Annotated in this window: 20 protein-coding genes and 1 tRNA gene; 9 read left to right on the top strand and 12 right to left on the bottom strand. The window is 68.2% G+C overall.

Features of this window, described 5'->3' with window-relative positions; translation table 11 throughout:
* Positions 1 to 27 precede the first annotated feature (27 nt).
* A complete protein-coding gene (gene phbB / locus ABLE38_RS10530) occupies positions 28 to 750 on the top strand; it encodes an acetoacetyl-CoA reductase (RefSeq protein WP_348974096.1) in 723 nt (240 codons plus the stop codon).
* A gap of 185 nt (positions 751 to 935) precedes the next feature.
* Positions 936 to 1,934: an esterase-like activity of phytase family protein gene (locus tag ABLE38_RS10525; RefSeq protein WP_348974095.1), complete on the top strand. Its 999-nt coding sequence runs from the start codon at positions 936 to 938 to the stop codon at positions 1,932 to 1,934.
* A 3-nt stretch (positions 1,935 to 1,937) separates the two neighbouring features.
* Here the strand turns inward: ABLE38_RS10525 and ABLE38_RS10520 are convergent, their stop codons facing one another.
* Together ABLE38_RS10520 and rpmB are read right to left on the bottom strand one after the other, a co-directional pair.
* Entirely contained in the window at positions 1,938 to 2,294 is a 357-nt protein-coding gene (locus ABLE38_RS10520) for a hypothetical protein (RefSeq protein WP_348974094.1), read from the bottom strand.
* 241 nt (positions 2,295 to 2,535) lie between these two features.
* Positions 2,536 to 2,832, bottom strand: a complete 297-nt coding sequence (gene rpmB / locus ABLE38_RS10515) for a 50S ribosomal protein L28 (RefSeq protein ID WP_348974093.1) — start codon at positions 2,830 to 2,832, stop codon at positions 2,536 to 2,538.
* Positions 2,833 to 3,006: 174 nt separating this feature from the next.
* Here rpmB and ABLE38_RS10510 point away from each other — a divergent pair, with 174 nt between their 5' ends.
* The 4 genes from ABLE38_RS10510 (at position 3,007) to ABLE38_RS10495 (ending at position 5,378) form a co-directional block, all read left to right on the top strand.
* A complete protein-coding gene (locus tag ABLE38_RS10510; protein ID WP_348974092.1) occupies positions 3,007 to 3,303 on the top strand; it encodes a hypothetical protein in 297 nt (98 codons plus the stop codon).
* On the top strand, positions 3,303 to 3,500 hold the full coding sequence (locus ABLE38_RS10505) for a YqaE/Pmp3 family membrane protein (RefSeq protein WP_348974091.1): 198 nt from the start codon (positions 3,303 to 3,305) through the stop codon (positions 3,498 to 3,500). Before ABLE38_RS10510 ends, ABLE38_RS10505 begins: the two co-directional genes overlap by 1 nt.
* Positions 3,501 to 3,566: 66 nt before the next feature.
* Positions 3,567 to 3,998 (top strand): nucleoside deaminase, encoded by a 432-nt coding sequence (locus ABLE38_RS10500; protein ID WP_348974488.1) that lies wholly within the window; start codon positions 3,567 to 3,569, stop codon positions 3,996 to 3,998.
* A gap of 72 nt (positions 3,999 to 4,070) precedes the next feature.
* Entirely contained in the window at positions 4,071 to 5,378 is a 1,308-nt protein-coding gene (locus ABLE38_RS10495) for a hemolysin family protein (protein WP_348974090.1), read from the top strand.
* 9 nt (positions 5,379 to 5,387) lie between these two features.
* Here ABLE38_RS10495 and ABLE38_RS10490 read toward each other — a convergent pair.
* From ABLE38_RS10490 to ABLE38_RS10455, 8 genes are all read right to left on the bottom strand, one after another.
* Positions 5,388 to 5,463, bottom strand: a tRNA-Val gene (locus tag ABLE38_RS10490).
* Positions 5,464 to 5,516: 53 nt separating this feature from the next.
* Entirely contained in the window at positions 5,517 to 6,479 is a 963-nt protein-coding gene (locus ABLE38_RS10485) for a hypothetical protein (RefSeq protein ID WP_348974089.1), read from the bottom strand.
* A gap of 128 nt (positions 6,480 to 6,607) precedes the next feature.
* The gene (locus ABLE38_RS10480) at positions 6,608 to 7,543 is read right to left on the bottom strand and encodes a hypothetical protein (RefSeq protein WP_348974088.1); all 936 of its coding nucleotides are present in this window, start codon (positions 7,541 to 7,543) and stop codon (positions 6,608 to 6,610) included.
* Between the two features lie 33 nt (positions 7,544 to 7,576).
* Positions 7,577 to 9,052, bottom strand: coding sequence for an NAD(P)(+) transhydrogenase (Re/Si-specific) subunit beta (locus tag ABLE38_RS10475; RefSeq protein ID WP_348974087.1), 1,476 nt, complete (start codon positions 9,050 to 9,052; stop codon positions 7,577 to 7,579).
* Between the two features lie 4 nt (positions 9,053 to 9,056).
* Positions 9,057 to 9,335 carry an NAD(P) transhydrogenase subunit alpha gene (locus ABLE38_RS10470; RefSeq protein WP_086127554.1) on the bottom strand — a complete coding sequence of 93 codons (279 nt, stop codon included), beginning with the start codon at positions 9,333 to 9,335 and terminating at the stop codon, positions 9,057 to 9,059.
* 3 nt (positions 9,336 to 9,338) lie between these two features.
* Entirely contained in the window at positions 9,339 to 9,734 is a 396-nt protein-coding gene (locus ABLE38_RS10465) for a DUF559 domain-containing protein (protein WP_348974086.1), read from the bottom strand.
* Positions 9,735 to 9,790: 56 nt separating this feature from the next.
* Positions 9,791 to 10,909, bottom strand: coding sequence for an NAD(P) transhydrogenase subunit alpha (locus ABLE38_RS10460; protein WP_348974085.1), 1,119 nt, complete (start codon positions 10,907 to 10,909; stop codon positions 9,791 to 9,793).
* The gene (locus ABLE38_RS10455; protein ID WP_348974084.1) at positions 10,906 to 11,046 is read right to left on the bottom strand and encodes an aa3-type cytochrome c oxidase subunit IV; all 141 of its coding nucleotides are present in this window, start codon (positions 11,044 to 11,046) and stop codon (positions 10,906 to 10,908) included. The genes ABLE38_RS10460 and ABLE38_RS10455 overlap by 4 nt, the downstream gene beginning before the upstream one ends.
* Positions 11,047 to 11,198: 152 nt before the next feature.
* On the opposite strand from ABLE38_RS10455, the gene ABLE38_RS10450 reads away from it, so the two are divergent.
* The gene (locus ABLE38_RS10450; protein ID WP_348974083.1) at positions 11,199 to 12,626 is read left to right on the top strand and encodes a sigma-54 dependent transcriptional regulator; all 1,428 of its coding nucleotides are present in this window, start codon (positions 11,199 to 11,201) and stop codon (positions 12,624 to 12,626) included.
* A 37-nt stretch (positions 12,627 to 12,663) separates the two neighbouring features.
* Positions 12,664 to 13,089 (top strand): DUF1772 domain-containing protein, encoded by a 426-nt coding sequence (locus ABLE38_RS10445; protein ID WP_348974082.1) that lies wholly within the window; start codon positions 12,664 to 12,666, stop codon positions 13,087 to 13,089.
* 4 nt (positions 13,090 to 13,093) lie between these two features.
* On the opposite strand, the gene ABLE38_RS10440 is transcribed toward ABLE38_RS10445, so the two are convergent.
* Positions 13,094 to 13,612: a DUF2306 domain-containing protein gene (locus ABLE38_RS10440; RefSeq protein ID WP_348974081.1), complete on the bottom strand. Its 519-nt coding sequence runs from the start codon at positions 13,610 to 13,612 to the stop codon at positions 13,094 to 13,096.
* Positions 13,613 to 13,759: 147 nt separating this feature from the next.
* Here ABLE38_RS10440 and ABLE38_RS10435 point away from each other — a divergent pair, with 147 nt between their 5' ends.
* Positions 13,760 to 14,509 carry a LytTR family DNA-binding domain-containing protein gene (locus tag ABLE38_RS10435; protein WP_348974080.1) on the top strand — a complete coding sequence of 250 codons (750 nt, stop codon included), beginning with the start codon at positions 13,760 to 13,762 and terminating at the stop codon, positions 14,507 to 14,509.
* 5 nt (positions 14,510 to 14,514) lie between these two features.
* Here the strand turns inward: ABLE38_RS10435 and ABLE38_RS10430 are convergent, their stop codons facing one another.
* Positions 14,515 to 14,946, bottom strand: a complete 432-nt coding sequence (locus tag ABLE38_RS10430; RefSeq protein ID WP_348974079.1) for a hypothetical protein — start codon at positions 14,944 to 14,946, stop codon at positions 14,515 to 14,517.
* Between the last annotated feature and the right edge of the window lie 10 nt (positions 14,947 to 14,956).

Raw genomic sequence — 14,956 nt, 5'->3', positions numbered from 1 at the left:
GCGACGGTACAAAAGAGGAGAGAGAGGATGGCACGCGTAGCGATCGTGACGGGAGGAACCCGCGGTATCGGCGAGGCGATCAGCCTTGCGCTCCAGGATGCCGGGATGGTCGTCGCGGCCAATTATGCCGGCAATGACGAGAAGGCCAAGGCCTTCACCGATCGCACCGGCATCGCGTCGTACAAATGGGACGTGGGCGATTACGACGCCTGCCACGAAGGCGTCGCCAAGGTCGAGGCCGAGCTGGGCCCAGTCGACGTGGTGATCAACAATGCCGGCATCACCCGCGACGGCACCATCCTCAAGATGAGCCGCGAGATGTGGGAAGACGTGATCCGCATCAACCTGGGCGGCTGCTTCAACATGGCGCATGCGGTGTTTCCCGGCATGCGCGACCGCAAATGGGGCCGGATCGTCAATATCGGCTCGATCAACGGCCAGGCCGGCCAATATGGCCAGGTCAACTATGCCGCCGCCAAGTCGGGCATCCACGGCTTCACCAAGGCGCTGTCGCAGGAAGGCGCGCGCTTCGGCGTGACGGTCAATGCGATCGCGCCCGGCTATATCGATACCGACATGGTCGCCGCGGTGCCGCCCGAAGTGCTCGAGAAGATCGTCGCCAAGATCCCCGTCGGCCGGCTGGGCCAGGCGCACGAGATCGCGCGCGGCGTGGCCTTCCTCTGCTCGGACGAGGCCGGCTTCGTCACCGGATCGACGCTGTCGATCAACGGCGGCCAGCACATGTACTGATGCGATGAGGGCCGCCCAACCGGGCGGCCCTCAGCCCTCGATACGCTACGCGAGGGTAAACTTGTGCTGCTAACAACACGCCCGACTCTACCAAGTTCCCTTTATTTTCTTCTGAACGGGCTGGTCATCTGGCGTTCATCTTCCCGGCGCTGGTCCTTCGCCGCCGAGCCGCTATGAGCAGAGCGATGTTGTTCCGCGTCGCGACCGCCCTTTTCTCGCTTCTCCTGATCCTGATGCTGCCCTCCTCGGGGCATGTCGGGCGCGACCTGCTGGGCAAGGTGCCGCGGATGACCGTCGAGCGCGTGCCGATCGACTGGCACGACCCGACGCGAACGCGGGTCGGCGCGCTCACTTATCTCGGCGGGATCCGGCTGAAGGGCCCCGACCTGGCCTTTGGCGGCTTCTCGTCGATGCAGGTCGAAGGCGACCGCTTCACCTTGCTGAGCGACGGCGGCAATTTCATCCGTTTTCGCATGGGCGCCGACTGGACGCCGCGCGCGCTTGCCTTTGGCGACCTGCCCGATGGTCCGGGCACCGGCTGGCTCAAGTCGGACCGCGATTCGGAATCACTGACCACCGATGCCGCGACGGGGCAGACATGGGTCGGATTCGAGCGCTACAATGCCATTTGGCGCTATGACGCGGACCTGACGCGCGCCGAACGCAGCGCGCGCCCGCCGGCAATGCAGGGCTGGTCAGAAAATGGCGGGCCCGAATCGATGGTGCGCCTGGCCGATGGCCAGTTCATCGTGCTCAGCGAGACGTCGCGGCCCAAGGGAAGCCGGATCGGGCGCGAGGCGCTGCTGTTCCCCGGCGACCCGACCGCGCCCGGCAGCACGCCGATCCGCTTCGTCTACATGCCCCCCGACGAGCGCTATGACCCGAGCGACGCGGTGCAGCTGCCCGACGGACGGCTGATCGTGCTCAACCGGCGCTTCTCGGTGTCCGGCCTGTTCACCGCCAGGCTGACGCTGGTCGATCCGCGCGCGATCCGCCCCGGCGCCGTGGTGCGCGGCATCGAGATCGCGGCGCTCGCCCCGCCGCTGCTCCACGACAATTACGAAGCGCTGGCAGTGACCCGCGAGGGCAAGGACACGATCCTGTGGATCGCATCGGACGACAACCAGCAATTCTGGGAATGGTCGCTGCTGCTCAAGTTCCGGATCGAGTTCGCGAAGCGCTGAACCCTAGCGGCAGGTCACCCGGCCCCGGGCGATGGCGTCGCCCATCCCGCCAAGCTCTCCGAGCAGGCCCGAGCCGCCCTTGCGCAGCCCCGTGTCCAGCGTGCTGCCGCGAATCGCGATCAGCCCGGTGGTGCCGTCTTCCCGGCGGCAATAATAGCGGCGGTCGCTGCCGCGATAGACGCGGTCGTCCGCCGTCAGCGTGCGCGGCTGATAGTAGCGGCTGTCGCGATAATAGCGGTTGGCGAAATAGGTCGATTGCCCGCGCTCGAGCCGGTCGAAATCATAGTTGTGATAGGTGCGCCAGTCGCGTGCATAGATCTCGCCGTCACGCGGCTCGATCCGCCGATCGAGGTCGCGCATTTGCGTGCCTGAATTGATCTGGGCAAAGGCAGGCGCCGACACAAGACCGGCCGCGAGCAACGTCAAGGACAACAGGACACGACGCATCGATACTTCCTTTCGGACATGATCAATGCACCTAAGCTAGCCGATATCTGAAATCCCGCGCAAGCCACCAGCCCTGGCCGGACGGCACACATGCGAAAAGCCCGCCCTCCGCTTGGGAAGACGGGCTCGCATTGAGCCGTCGACGGCGTGGCTGTTAGGCCGCGGTCTTCTCGGTCGACGCCTTGCGCACTTCGCGCTTCAGGCGACGGGCGCGGAGCGACAGGTCGTCCTCGCTGGTCTTGAGCAGCCAGTTGTCCAGGCCGCCATTGTGCTCGACCGAACGCAGGCCGTGGGTCGAGACGCGCAGGCGCACGCTACGGCCCAGCACGTCCGAGATCAGCGTGACGTTCTGCAGGTTCGGCAGAAACGTGCGCTTGGTCTTGTTGTTGGCGTGGGAAACGTTGTTACCCACCTGCCGGCCCTTGCCGGTCAGCTCGCAAATGCGCGACATCGCTTGGTATCCTGGTTTGAGCCTCAGCAAACTGGGGCCGGAAAGGTGGCGCGGATAGCCGTAATGGGACGGGGCGTCAACCGATTCGCCCCAAGAAACGCCTTGTGCCCACGCAACCACCATGGTTGATGCGGCGTTGATTACGCAACCGATTCAAATTGGGGAGATGAAGCGATGCGTGGAATTCTCGTGCTCATAGGTCTTGTCGCGCTGGCCGTCGTGGTGCTCATGTCGGTCGGCATGCTGCGCATCGAACAGCAGCAGGGCGCTACCATGCCTACCATTACCTTCGACGCGAAGGGCGGCCAGATGCCCAAATTCAAGGCCGAAACGGGAACCGTAGGGATCGGATCGACCAACACGACCGTTGCTGTCCCGACGGTAGAGATGAAGAACACGACAGTGACCTTGCCCACGATCGAAGTGAAGCAGGCCGGCGCGACTCCGACGCCGACGCCTGCCGCAAAATAATGGCTGCGCCCCCCGGCCCCGTGATCGCGGCAGTGCTGCTGCCGCCGCTCGGCGTATACCTGGCACGCGGGCCGGGGCGCGATTTCTGGATTGCCTGCGGACTGACCGTGCTGGGGTTCCTCCCCGGCGCGGCGTTCGCGCTGTGGAGCGTGCTGCGCGATTCGCGTGGCACGCCCCATGAGCCGGCTGCCGCCTAGCCCATCCCCATCGACGCAGCGGGTGGCGCAGGCTACCTCCCTTTCATGTTCCCGCTCCCCGAACCGATGCGCCTGGCGCTGGAAGCTGCTCGCGCCGCGGCGGCGGCAGGCGAAGTGCCGGTAGGGGCAGTGCTGATCCGCAAGGGAGAAGTGATCGCGAGCGCGGCCAATGCCCCGCGCGCGCTCCACGATCCCACCGCCCATGCCGAGATGCGGGTGATTCGCGCCGCCGCCCAGGCACTTGGCCGCGAGCGGCTCGAGGATTGCGACCTGTGGGTGACGCTGGAGCCCTGCGCGATGTGCGCCGGCGCGATCAGCCACGCCCGAATCGCCCGCGTCTATTATGGCGCAGGCGATCCCAAGGGCGGCGCGGTGGAGCATGGGCCGCGATTCTTCAGCCAGCCGACCTGTCACCACCGCCCCGAGCTCTATCCCGGCATCGGCGAGGCGGAAGCCGGCGAGATCCTGCGCGATTTCTTCCGCGAACGGCGCGTTTAGCCCCGCTTTCGTTGCACAAACGCAACTCCGGTTGCCGGGCGGGCCTTCCTGCGGATATGAGGGCCGAACATCATGTTAGCGCCTTTCCCCTGGATAGACGTGGCGATCATCTTCGCGCTGATCGTTCTCAACGCCCTCTTTTCGATGTCCGAACTGGCGATCGTCTCGTCGCGCACTGCGCGGCTGGAGGCCATCGCCCGCCTCGGCAAGCGCGGTGCCGGCGCGCGCACCGCGATCCAGCTCGCCGCCGATCCCGGCAAGTTCCTCTCCACCGTGCAGATCGGCATCACGCTGATCGGCATCGTCGCGGGCGCCTATTCGGGCGCGAGCCTCGGCGAGCCGACCGCGCAGCGCATCCAGCTGCTCGGCGTGCACGCAGAGCTGGCGCACACGCTGGGGATCGCGATCGTGATCGGCGTCACCACCTTCTTCTCGCTGGTCATCGGCGAGTTGGTGCCCAAGCAGTTCGCGTTGCGCTCGCCCGAGCCGATCGCCGTGGCGATGGCGGTGCCGATGCTGTGGCTGAGCCGCGCCACCGCCCCGATCGTCTGGCTGCTCGATTCGACCAGCGCGCTCGTCTTCCGCCTGGTCGGGCTCAACCGCGAATCGGAGAACCGGGTCACGGCGGAGGAGCTCCACCTGATCGTGGCCGAGGCCAGCAAGTCAGGCGTGATCGAGGAGCATGAGCGCTCGATCATCTCGAGCGTGGTGCGCCTGGCCGACCGGCCGGTGCGCGAAGTGATGACGCCGCGCACCGATGTCGACTGGGTCGATGTCAATCTCGACGCCGACGGCATCCGCGAGGCGCTGCTGCTGACGCCGCACACGCGCCTGCCGGTGGCCGAGGGCTCGGTCGACACGGTGATCGGCGTGGTCCAGGCCCGCGATATCGCCGCGGCGCTGTTCCGCGGCGAGGCGCTCGACCTCCGCAAGCTGATGCGCGAGGCGCCGATCCTCCCCGACACGGTCGATGCGATGGACGCGCTCGGGGCGCTGCGCCGCGCGGAAGTGCCGATGGGGCTGGTGCACGACGAGTACGGCCATTTCGAAGGTATCGTCACGCCCGCCAATCTGCTCGCTGCGATCGCCGGCGAGCTGGCATCGGACGTCGATCCGGGCGACAATCCCAATATCGTGACGCGCGAGGACGGCTCGCTGCTCGTCTCGGGCCAGATGCCGGCGGACCTGCTCGCCGACCGGCTCGGCCTCGATCTCGACGAGGACCGCGACTATGCCACCGTCGCCGGGCTGGCGCTGGCGGTGCTCAAGCGCCTGCCCAATGAAGGCGACAGCTTTGTCGAGCAGGGCTGGCGCTTCGAGATCGTCGACATGGACGGGCGCAAGATCGACAAGCTGCTGGTCGATCGCGCCAAGGGCTGAGGCCGGATATGGTGGGCGCTGACGGGCTCGAACCGCCGACCCTCTCGGTGTAAACGAGATGCTCTACCAACTGAGCTAAGCGCCCGGGCGCGATGCCGGTCTGCGCCCGATGCCAAAGCCGGGGCGCCGGGGCAAGCCCTATACCAGGCTGAGCCCGACGCGGCGCAGCGCGGCGATATAGCCCCGCATGCCCTGCAGCGCCTTTTCGCTGAGCACGATATAGGCGCGGCGGCGGTCGCCCGGGTCCGCCTCGCGGCCGAACAGCCCGGCGTCGTGCATCGTGCCGATCCAGCGCAGCGCCGTGGTCGGCGGCACCGCAGCGGCGATGCACAGGCTGGAGACCGAGACGCGGCGCCGCTCGAGGCTGGCGGCGAACAAGTCGAGCAGCATGTCCCAGGCGGGATCGGCGAACAGCTCCGGCGCGAAATACTGGCTGCGCAGCCGGCGCGCGCGAATCACCGCGCGGATTTCCGACGCGTCGATGTCCGGCGGCGGCCCCTCCGGCCCGCGATAGCCCATCTCGGGCTCGCGCAGGCCCGTATAGCGCTCGAACGCCTCATCCTCGGCCAGCTCGCCGCGGGTGAGGCGGGTAAGCGCGTCGGCGATGCGCGCGACTTCCTCGTTGAGGCGGCGCAGGCGCGTGGCCTCCGAATCACGGGTGACGTCGTGCACCCGCAGCCGCGACGGCGCCTCGCTCTCGGCACGGACGAGCACCAGCGCGGCGAGCAGCTCCGCCGGCGCGGGATCGCAGAGCAGCTGGGTGCCCGGCAGGCCGAGCAGCGGCGCGGCGAGATCGATCTGGCCGGCCGCGAGGATCGCGACCAGCGCCGTGCCGTCGGCGCCGTCCCGCGCCGCCAGCCGGTCGATCAGCGGCACGCATGCCGCCTCGGCGACGCTGCGCGCGTCGAGCAGGATCAGGTCGAGCCGCGGTTCATCGAGCTCGGCCGCGGCGCCCGCGCAATCGACCATCGCCCGCGTGCGGATCCCCGCGGCGGTGAGCGCATCGATCACATCGGTGCTCGCCGCGCCGGCGATCAACAGCGCATTGACCGCCTGCGCGAAGGGATCGCCGGATAAGGGGGCCACTGACAGGTTCGCCATCACCTTTGCGAGGTCGCTCGATGCTTCGGAGAGGCCCGGCCTCCGAAACGGATTGCTCGATCCGCTCCATTATGGAGCTTATGGCGCGACCCGGATGGGCAATGGATTCATTGCCCATCCGTTCCGGATCAGTCCACGAAGGATTCGTCGGATTCGGCTGCAAATACCGAAGCTTCGTCGTCCCCGCCGACATCGAGAAGCTCGCGCGTGGCGCTGGCGATCGTGCCCGGCCCAAGCGCCAGCCAGGCGGCGGCGAACAGGCCGCCGACCACCCAGTAGAGGATGCGGGTGACGATCGGCGTGGCGAATTGCTGGGCGGCGAACGATTCGCTCAGCGCCTGCACCTGCGCCGGATCGCCATGCGCCTGCATCATCGCGACGACATAGCCGCCCATCATGCTCCACAGGAACACGCCGCCGACGATGAAGAAGATCAGCGCGACCAGGAAATAGGCGCCGAACAGCGTCCAGAACCGGCCGCGGGTGAGCGCCCAGGCGCCGTCCACCGAGATCCGGCCGCGATAGAAGCTGAGCGGCATGAGCAGCGAGATGCGCACATAGACCCAGATCACCGCACCGATGAAGCCGAGGAAGAGCAGGAAGGTGAGGATGCCGGTGAAGAGGCTCTGCCCGAGCACCAGCCCGATGATCATCACCACGAGCATCAGCAGCAGCTCGCAGACCAGCATCGCCAGCGCGCCGACGATCACGATGAGGAGCAGGAGCCCGAACATGCGCAGCTCGTCCATGCCCAGCCGCATGAAGGCGAAGCCGCCGTCCTCGGGCCGCAGCATCGCGCGGAACGCCGCGGTCGTCACCACGACCCAGAGGAACATGATGGCGAGGTAGACGAGCAGGACCAGGCCGAACATCGAGCCGAACATCGCGCCGGGCTGCATCGCGGTCTGGGGATCGGGTGTCATCGCGCCGAACATCGCCAGCGTCAGGCCGAGCGACAGCACGATCGAGCCCACGGTGTAGGTCACCGCCCAGATCACCACCGACACGGGCCGCTCACGCAGCAGCCCGAACGCACCACCCAAGATCGATCCCACGCTTGCCATATGTTCCCCCCAGTTCGCCGGCCCCTCGAAGCTTCAGTCGAGATTCTTGACGATCTCCTCGACCATCTTCTTCGCATCGGCCAGCAGCATCATCGTGTTGTCGCGGTAGAATAGCTCGTTGTCCACGCCCGCATAGCCCACGCCGCCCATCGAGCGCTTGATGAACAGCACCGTTTTGGCCTTTTCGACATCGAGCACGGGCATGCCGTAGATCGGCGACGACTTGTCGGTCTTGGCGGCGGGGTTGGTGACGTCGTTGGCGCCGATCACGAAGGCGACGTCGGTCTGGGCGAACTCGCTGTTGATGTCCTCGAGCTCGAAGACCTCGTCATAGGGCACGTTCGCCTCGGCGAGCAGCACGTTCATATGGCCCGGCATGCGCCCGGCGACCGGGTGGATCGCATATTTCACGCGGACGCCGTGCTCCTTGAGCTTGTCGCCCATTTCGCGCAGCGCGTGCTGCGCCTGGGCGACCGCCATGCCGTATCCCGGCACGATGATGACCTGCTCGGCCTGCTGCATCAGGAAGGCCGCGTCCTCGGCCGAGCCGCGCTTCCACGGCCGGTCGATCGCGGCACCGCCGCCGCCCGCATCCGCCACCGCGCCGAAGCCGCCGGCGATCACGCTGATGAAGCTGCGGTTCATCGCGCGGCACATGATGTAGCTGAGGATCGCGCCCGACGAGCCGACCAGCGCGCCGGTGATGATCATCGCCGAATTGTGCAGCGTGAAGCCCATCGCCGCCGCGGCCCAACCCGAATAGCTGTTGAGCATCGAGACGACCACCGGCATGTCGGCGCCGCCGATCGGCACGATCAGCAGGAAGCCGATGGCGAAGCTGAGCGCGGTGACGGTCCAGAACACCCAGGGGCTCTGGTCGGTGACGAAATAGGCGATCAGGCCGAGGATGCCGGCGAGCACGCCCAGGTTGATGACGTGGCGGCCGGGCAGCAGGATCGGCTTGCCGCTCATGTTGCCGTTCAATTTGAGGAAGGCGATCACCGATCCCGAGAAGGTGATCGCGCCGATCGCGATGCCGAGGCCCATCTCGATCCGGCTGACGCTGAGGATCTCGCCGTCGGCACCCAGGATGCCGAAGGCGGCCGGATTGAGGAACGCCGCCGCCGCGACGAGCACCGCCGCCAGGCCGACCAGCGAGTGGAAGGCGGCGACGAGCTGCGGCATCGCGGTCATCGGAATGCGCCGTGCAGTGGTGAGACCGATGGCTGCGCCTATCAGGATCGCGCCAGCAATCTCGGCGATGGCGATGTAGTCGATACCCAGGCGCGCACGCACCGTGCAATCGACGCACATGACGTGAACCATCGCCTTCGGAACGTGCGTCAGCAGCGTGGTGACCACCGCGATCGCCATGCCGAACATGCCGAGCCGGTTGCCGCGCCGGCTGCTCGCCGGGCTCGAGAGCCCGCGCAGCGCGAGGATGAAGCAGATGCCGGCGACCAGATAGGCCAGCGCCACCCAGGGATTGATTGGTGCCCCCTCGTGCATCGGATCAACCCTTCTTCTTGTACATGGCGAGCATGCGCTCGGTGACGGCGAAGCCGCCGAAGATGTTCACGCTGGCCAGCGCCACGGCGACGAGGCCGAGCCACTTGGCGATCTCCGCGCCCGATGCAGCCGAGGCGATCAGCGCGCCGACGATGATCACCGAGGAAATGGCGTTGGTCACCGCCATCAGCGGCGTGTGCAGCGCCGGCGTGACCGACCAGACCACGTAATAGCCGACGAAGCACGCCAGCACGAAGATCGACAGGATCGAGATGAAGTCCATGATTTACTCCTGATCCTCCCCGGCACGGGGAGGGGGACCATCCGAAGGATGGTGGAGGGGGCTCGCCACAAGCGAGACGATCGAGGCCGCGGCAGCATCCGCGTCCCGCAGAATATCGGCGGCCGGGATGCGCACGACCCGGTAGCGGTTCAACGCGAGGAACGCGTCGCGCTCCCGATCCTGCGCGATCGCCGCAGCAGTCGCGTGAATCTGGCCATCGACCTCGATCACCAGCCGGAGCGGTGCATAGTAGAAATCGACGACATAGGGCCCGATGGCGTGCTTGTTGCGGAAGTGCAGCCCGGAGTTCCTGCTGCGCAGCCGCTGCCACAACAGCACTTCGGGATAGCTCATCTCGCGCCGCTGCTGGCGAGCGCGGGCAGTTTCCGGGCGCAGCATATGCGGAAAGCCCCCTCCACCGCCTTCGGCGGTCCCCCTCCCCGTTCCGGGGAGGATCATAGCAGCCTCTCGTGCACCACCTTGCCGCCCTGGGTCAGGCGGATCGCGTTGCCGATCTCCTCGTCGAGCACCGGCTTGCCCTGCTCCTTGTCCCAGAAGGCGGAGAGGAAGTTGAACAGGTTGCGGGCGAACAGCGCCGAGCTGTCCGCGGCGAGGCGCGAGGGCACGTTCCGGTGCCCGACGATCTTCACGCCGTGGATCGTCACGACCTCGCCGGCAACCGCGCCCTCGACATTGCCGCCCGCCTCGACCGCGAGATCGACGATCACGCTGCCCGGCTTCATGCTGGCGATCTGCGCGTCGCTGATCAGGCGCGGTGCGGGCCGGCCCGGGATCAGCGCGGTGGTGATCACGATATCCTGCTTGGCGATGTGCGAAGAGACGAGCTCGGCCTGCGCCGCCTTGTACTCGTCGCTCATCTCGGTGGCGTAGCCGCCGGTGCCTTCGCCCTCGATGCCCTTCACCGCCTCGACGAAGATCGGCTTGGCGCCGAGCGAGAGGATCTGCTCCTTGGTCGCGGCGCGCACGTCGGTCGCCGAGACCTGGGCGCCGAGGCGGCGCGCGGTCGCGATCGCCTGCAGCCCGGCGACGCCGACGCCCATCACGAAGGCCTTGGCGGCGCTGACGGTGCCTGCCGCGGTCATCATCATCGGGAAGGCGCGGCCATATTCGGCCGCCGCGTCGAGCACCGCCTTGTAGCCGGCGAGGTTCGACTGCGAGGACAGGATGTCCATCGACTGCGCCCGGGTGATGCGCGGCATGAACTCCATCGCCAGCGCCTCGAAGCCGGCGCTTGCATAGGCATCGACTCGGGCGCGCTCCCCGAACGGATTGAGCCCCGCGACGATCCAGGCGCCGGGCCTGGCCCCCGTCAGCGCCGCCGGATCGGGGCCCTGCACGCCGAGCACGATGTCCGCATCCTGCAGCGTCGCGGCGGCGGTGCCAACGGTCGCGCCGGCATCGGCATAGGCCTGGTCGGCGATCGACGCGGTCTCGCCCGCCCCGCTCTCGACCGCCACCGTGGCGCCGAGGCCGACGAACTTCTTCACCGTTTCCGGAGTCGCCGAAACGCGCCGCTCGCCGGCGGCGGTCTCCTTCAGTACCGCGATCTTCACTTGGCGGAGATCAGGAAGACGACGAGGGCCGCAACCAGCGCGGCACCCACGGTGCCCCACATCATCATCGCCTTGAACCCGATCCAGGTCTGCTCGTGCGCCTTGATCTGTTCGGCGCTATCGGCGCTGTCGGCCATTCGTCTCTCCCCTTGAGCCGGTATTTGCGCGGACCTTAGCCCCGGGCCTCCACCCGCTCAACCCTCGTGCCGCTACGGCACGCTTAAGCCCGCCTTTACCCATCCGTTCTATGAGTGACGCCCTGAAACGGGACAATAGGGACACGGAAGCGATGACGCGCAACGGCCAGCGCCTCCTGATGCTGATCGACGACGAGCCGGCACAGCGCCGCCTCGTCGCGGCCATCGCCGCACGCCGCGGCTGGCGGACCATCTTCGCGGGCGAGGCCGAGACCGGCATCGCCACGCTCGGCACGCCCGACGGGATGGCGCTCGACGCGGTCATCCTCGACCACGCCTCGCCCGATGCCGATGCGGCGGCGCTGATCGGCGAGCTGCGCGCCCGCCGCCCGCAGCTGCCGATCCTGATGCTCACCGCCAACGGCTCGGTCGCCAATGCCGTCGCCGCGATGCGCGCCGGCGCGACCGATTTCCTGGTCAAGCCGCTCGCCTCCGAGCGCCTGCTCGCCGCGCTCGAGGCCGCAGTAGGCGGCAAGACTGCGGGCGAGCTGCGCCCGCTCACCGAGAAGCTTTCCGCGCCGCTGGCGTTCGACGAGATCATCGGCTCCGCCCCGCAGTTCCGCGCCGCGCTGGCGATCGCCGCCAAGGCCGCACGCGCCCGCGTGCCCGTGCTGATCGAAGGAGAGAGCGGCGTCGGCAAGGAAGTCGTCGCCGAGGCGGTGCACGCCGCTAGCCCACGCAACAAGAAGGACATGGTCTCGATCAATTGCGGGGCGATCCCCGCCAACTTGGTCGAGAGCGAGCTGTTCGGGCACGAGAAGGGCGCCTTCACTGGCGCGTTCGAGCGCAAGATCGGCCGCTTCGCCGATGCCGATGGCGGCACGATCTTCCTCGACGAAGTCGGCGAGATGCCGCTCGACGCGCAGGTCAAGCTGCTGCGCGTGCTGCAATCGGGCGAGATCCAGCCGCTCGGCGCGCGCCATGCCCGCGAAGTCGACGTCCGCGTCATCGCCGCGACCAACAAGACGCTCCAGGCCGAAGTGGAGGCCGGGCGCTTCCGCGAGGACCTCTATTACCGCCTCAACGTCGTCCAGGTGACGATCCCCCCCTTGCGCGAGCGCACCGGCGACATCCCGGCGCTCGCCCGCCACCTGCTGGCCCGCGTCGCCGAGCAGCCGGGGCTGCGCGAGCTGGGCATCACCGACGATGCGCTGGCGCTGCTCGGCTCCTATGACTGGCCGGGCAATGTCCGCCAGCTCCAGAACGCGCTGTTCCGCGCCGCGGTGCTCTGCGACGGCGACGGGCTGACCCGGGCCGACTTCCCGCAGATCGCCCAGCTCGCCGCCGGCCGCCCGGCCGGCAACGGCGCGGCGGTGGCCGGCGCGAACAATGGCGGCGTCACGCTGTTCCGCCCCGACGGCAACCTGCGGGCGCTCGACGAGATCGAGGCCGATGTCATCCGCCTCGCCATCGGCCATTATCGCGGCCGGATGACCGAGGTCGCCCGCCGGCTCGGGATCGGCCGCTCGACGCTCTACCGCAAGCTCGGCGAGCTGGGGATCGACCAGAGCGCCGCCTGAGCTATAGTCGCGCCGACCAAGGGGGAGGCGCGACGACATGCTGGCACTCACTGCACTGATCTGCGCCGCGCTGTTCGCTGGCGCGGCCTTCTACGTCGCCTTTGCCGAGCACCCCGCCCGGATGACGCTCGACGACGGCGCGGCGCTGGCCGAGTGGAAGCCGGCCTATGCCCGCGGCACGATCATGCAGGTCGCGCTGGCGATCCTCGGCGGCGTGCTCGGCGCGCTGGCCTGGTGGCGCTACCAGAGCAACTGGTTCTGGCTCGCCGGCGGCGTGGTCCTGCTGCTCAACATCCCCTACACCTTTGCCGCCGTCTGGGGCGTCAACACCAAGCTCAAGGCCGCCGCCCAGGGCAGCGCCGAGACGCGGGCGCTGCTGAGCCGGTGGGGCAAGCTCCACCTCGTCCGCGTCGCGCTCGGGCTGATCGCCACCGGGCTGATCGCCCGCGGCATCCTGCCCTGAGCCTTCACAGCATCAGCCAGTGCCAGAGCAGCCGGCCGGGGAGGAAGGCGAACATCCCCGGCAGCAGCAGCCCGGCCGAATAGAGCGTCCAGAGCAGCCGCTTGTGCTGGGCGATGTTGCCCCGGCGCGCGGCGCGGATGGCGCGGAACAGCGCCAGGAACACCACCGGCACGAACAGGTGGATCCAGCTGAACTGGCCGTGGTTGATCGTGCGGATGAAGATCGCCAAGGTTGCCGCGGTCAGCATCAGCACCGCCCAGATCCGGCCGAGCCGCTTGTGCCGCGCATCGCCCTTGCGGGCCAGCAGCACCCACAGCCCGAGCGGGATCGCCGGCAACACGCTGGCGAGGTGGATCAGGATCGCGGCCTGCCTGGCCTCATAGGTCGACGGCGTCATGCCGGTCAGCGCCCGGGCGACCGCGATCGTCGTGGCGCCGGCAAGCAGGGTGGCGCCGAAGAGCAGCGCGCCCTTCGCCATCCGCGGCAGATCGATTGCGACTTCTTGCTGAGCGATAACGGCCATTTCCTGCCTCCCACCTTTATTGGCAGGGGCAGATTGCCGGCTGGCGAAACGCCCGCAATCGCGGCTACGTGGGCAGGCATTTCGCTTCGCCGGCGGGCGCGGCGCCCGAGGCGCTGCCATTTGGCGAAGCGCGAACGGGAGGGACTTTTGGGCAGTGCACGGCGAATCCTGATCGGCTGCGCGATCATCTTCGGCGTGGGGATCGTGCTGGCGCTGGTCGGGCCGTTCGGCAGCTTCGAGGCCAGTTTCGGGCTCCGGCTGATCTACTGGCTGGCGATGAGCTATGCCGGCTATTTCCTCTATTTCCCCGCCATGGTCGCCGCCCGCGCGCTTGCCCCGAGGCTTGAATTCCCCGAGCCGGCGCTCTGGGCCGTGGCCTGCCTGATCGTCACCGTGCCGATGACGGCAGTGACCTGGATCGCCAATTTCGCCTGGCACCGGCCGAGCTGGCCGACGCTGGACCAGGCGCTGGCGCAGTATTTCAACGTCCTCATCCTCGGCGCGCTGGTCTGCGCCCTGTTCTGGTTCGTCCAGCAGCGCCGCGTCGCCCCGCCAACACCGGCGGCCGAGCCCGGCGAACCCGGTCTGCCGCGGCTGGTCGAGCGACTGCCGGCGCATCTGCGCGCCGCGCCGATCGCGCTCGAGATGGAGGACCATTATGTCCGCGTCCACACCCCCCAGGGCTCGACCCTCCTGCTGATGCGCATGCGCGACGCCGTCGCCGAGCTCGACGGCATGCCCGGCGCGCTGGTCCACCGCAGCTGGTGGGTGGCGCGCGCGGCGGTGCAGGGCGCGCGGCGCGACGGCCGCAATGTCCGGCTCCAGCTGGCCGGCGGGATCGAAGCGCCGGTCGCGCGCGCCCAGATCGCGCCGCTGGAAGCCGCCGGCTGGCTCTAGGGTTCCTAGCGGACCGCCACCAGCTTCGCCTTGGACAAATGCCAGTTGCTGTCGGCCGGGTTGCTGCTCACCCCGGCAACGACGCGGTGGAGCGTGTACGCGCCGCGGAAATGCTGGCGCTTGCCGTTCTTGAGCGTGGCGTAGACATCGACCGGCACCTCGATCCAGCGCTGGCTCATCCCGGCATCGCCGTTGCGCGGCGTGCGCGTCTCGACCCGGCTGTGCGCCGTGGCGGCGAAGCCCTGGCGGAAGCTCGCATAGCTCTTGCCGCTCGCCTGGCCGCCGCGATCCCACAGGCCATAGGCAGTGCGGAAGTCGCCGCGCTCGATCGCGGCATAATAGGCACTCACCGTGTCGCGCGCATCCTGCGGGCCCGGCTCCTGGGCAAGGGCAGGCGCCGACAGGGCCAGCAGGGCAGTGAGGACGAGAGCACGCATCGAAATCTCC

This window comes from Sphingomonas sp. KR3-1 (genome assembly GCF_040049295.1).
Lineage (GTDB): Bacteria > Pseudomonadota > Alphaproteobacteria > Sphingomonadales > Sphingomonadaceae > Sphingomonas.
Note: the sequence above shows the minus strand (reverse complement) of the source record. Positions and strands in the feature narration are given on the sequence as shown.

Excerpts from the sequence above, each read along its gene's own strand:
- phbB (WP_348974096.1), top strand. The coding sequence starts at position 28 with ATGGCACGCGTAGCGATCGTGACGGGAGGAACCCGCGGTATCGGCGAG.
- ABLE38_RS10525 (WP_348974095.1), top strand. The coding sequence starts at position 936 with ATGTTGTTCCGCGTCGCGACCGCCCTTTTCTCGCTTCTCCTGATCCTG.
- ABLE38_RS10520 (WP_348974094.1), bottom strand. The coding sequence starts at position 2,294 with ATGCGCGACCTCGATCGGCGGATCGAGCCGCGTGACGGCGAGATCTAT.
- rpmB (WP_348974093.1), bottom strand. The coding sequence starts at position 2,832 with ATGTCGCGCATTTGCGAGCTGACCGGCAAGGGCCGGCAGGTGGGTAAC.
- ABLE38_RS10510 (WP_348974092.1), top strand. The coding sequence starts at position 3,007 with ATGCGTGGAATTCTCGTGCTCATAGGTCTTGTCGCGCTGGCCGTCGTG.
- ABLE38_RS10505 (WP_348974091.1), top strand. The coding sequence starts at position 3,303 with ATGGCTGCGCCCCCCGGCCCCGTGATCGCGGCAGTGCTGCTGCCGCCG.
- ABLE38_RS10500 (WP_348974488.1), top strand. The coding sequence starts at position 3,567 with ATGCGCCTGGCGCTGGAAGCTGCTCGCGCCGCGGCGGCGGCAGGCGAA.
- ABLE38_RS10495 (WP_348974090.1), top strand. The coding sequence starts at position 4,071 with ATGTTAGCGCCTTTCCCCTGGATAGACGTGGCGATCATCTTCGCGCTG.
- ABLE38_RS10485 (WP_348974089.1), bottom strand. The coding sequence starts at position 6,479 with ATGGCGAACCTGTCAGTGGCCCCCTTATCCGGCGATCCCTTCGCGCAG.
- ABLE38_RS10480 (WP_348974088.1), bottom strand. The coding sequence starts at position 7,543 with ATGGCAAGCGTGGGATCGATCTTGGGTGGTGCGTTCGGGCTGCTGCGT.
- ABLE38_RS10475 (WP_348974087.1), bottom strand. The coding sequence starts at position 9,052 with ATGCACGAGGGGGCACCAATCAATCCCTGGGTGGCGCTGGCCTATCTG.
- ABLE38_RS10470 (WP_086127554.1), bottom strand. The coding sequence starts at position 9,335 with ATGGACTTCATCTCGATCCTGTCGATCTTCGTGCTGGCGTGCTTCGTC.
- ABLE38_RS10465 (WP_348974086.1), bottom strand. The coding sequence starts at position 9,734 with ATGCTGCGCCCGGAAACTGCCCGCGCTCGCCAGCAGCGGCGCGAGATG.
- ABLE38_RS10455 (WP_348974084.1), bottom strand. The coding sequence starts at position 11,046 with ATGGCCGACAGCGCCGATAGCGCCGAACAGATCAAGGCGCACGAGCAG.
- ABLE38_RS10450 (WP_348974083.1), top strand. The coding sequence starts at position 11,199 with ATGACGCGCAACGGCCAGCGCCTCCTGATGCTGATCGACGACGAGCCG.
- ABLE38_RS10445 (WP_348974082.1), top strand. The coding sequence starts at position 12,664 with ATGCTGGCACTCACTGCACTGATCTGCGCCGCGCTGTTCGCTGGCGCG.
- ABLE38_RS10440 (WP_348974081.1), bottom strand. The coding sequence starts at position 13,612 with ATGGCCGTTATCGCTCAGCAAGAAGTCGCAATCGATCTGCCGCGGATG.
- ABLE38_RS10430 (WP_348974079.1), bottom strand. The coding sequence starts at position 14,946 with ATGCGTGCTCTCGTCCTCACTGCCCTGCTGGCCCTGTCGGCGCCTGCC.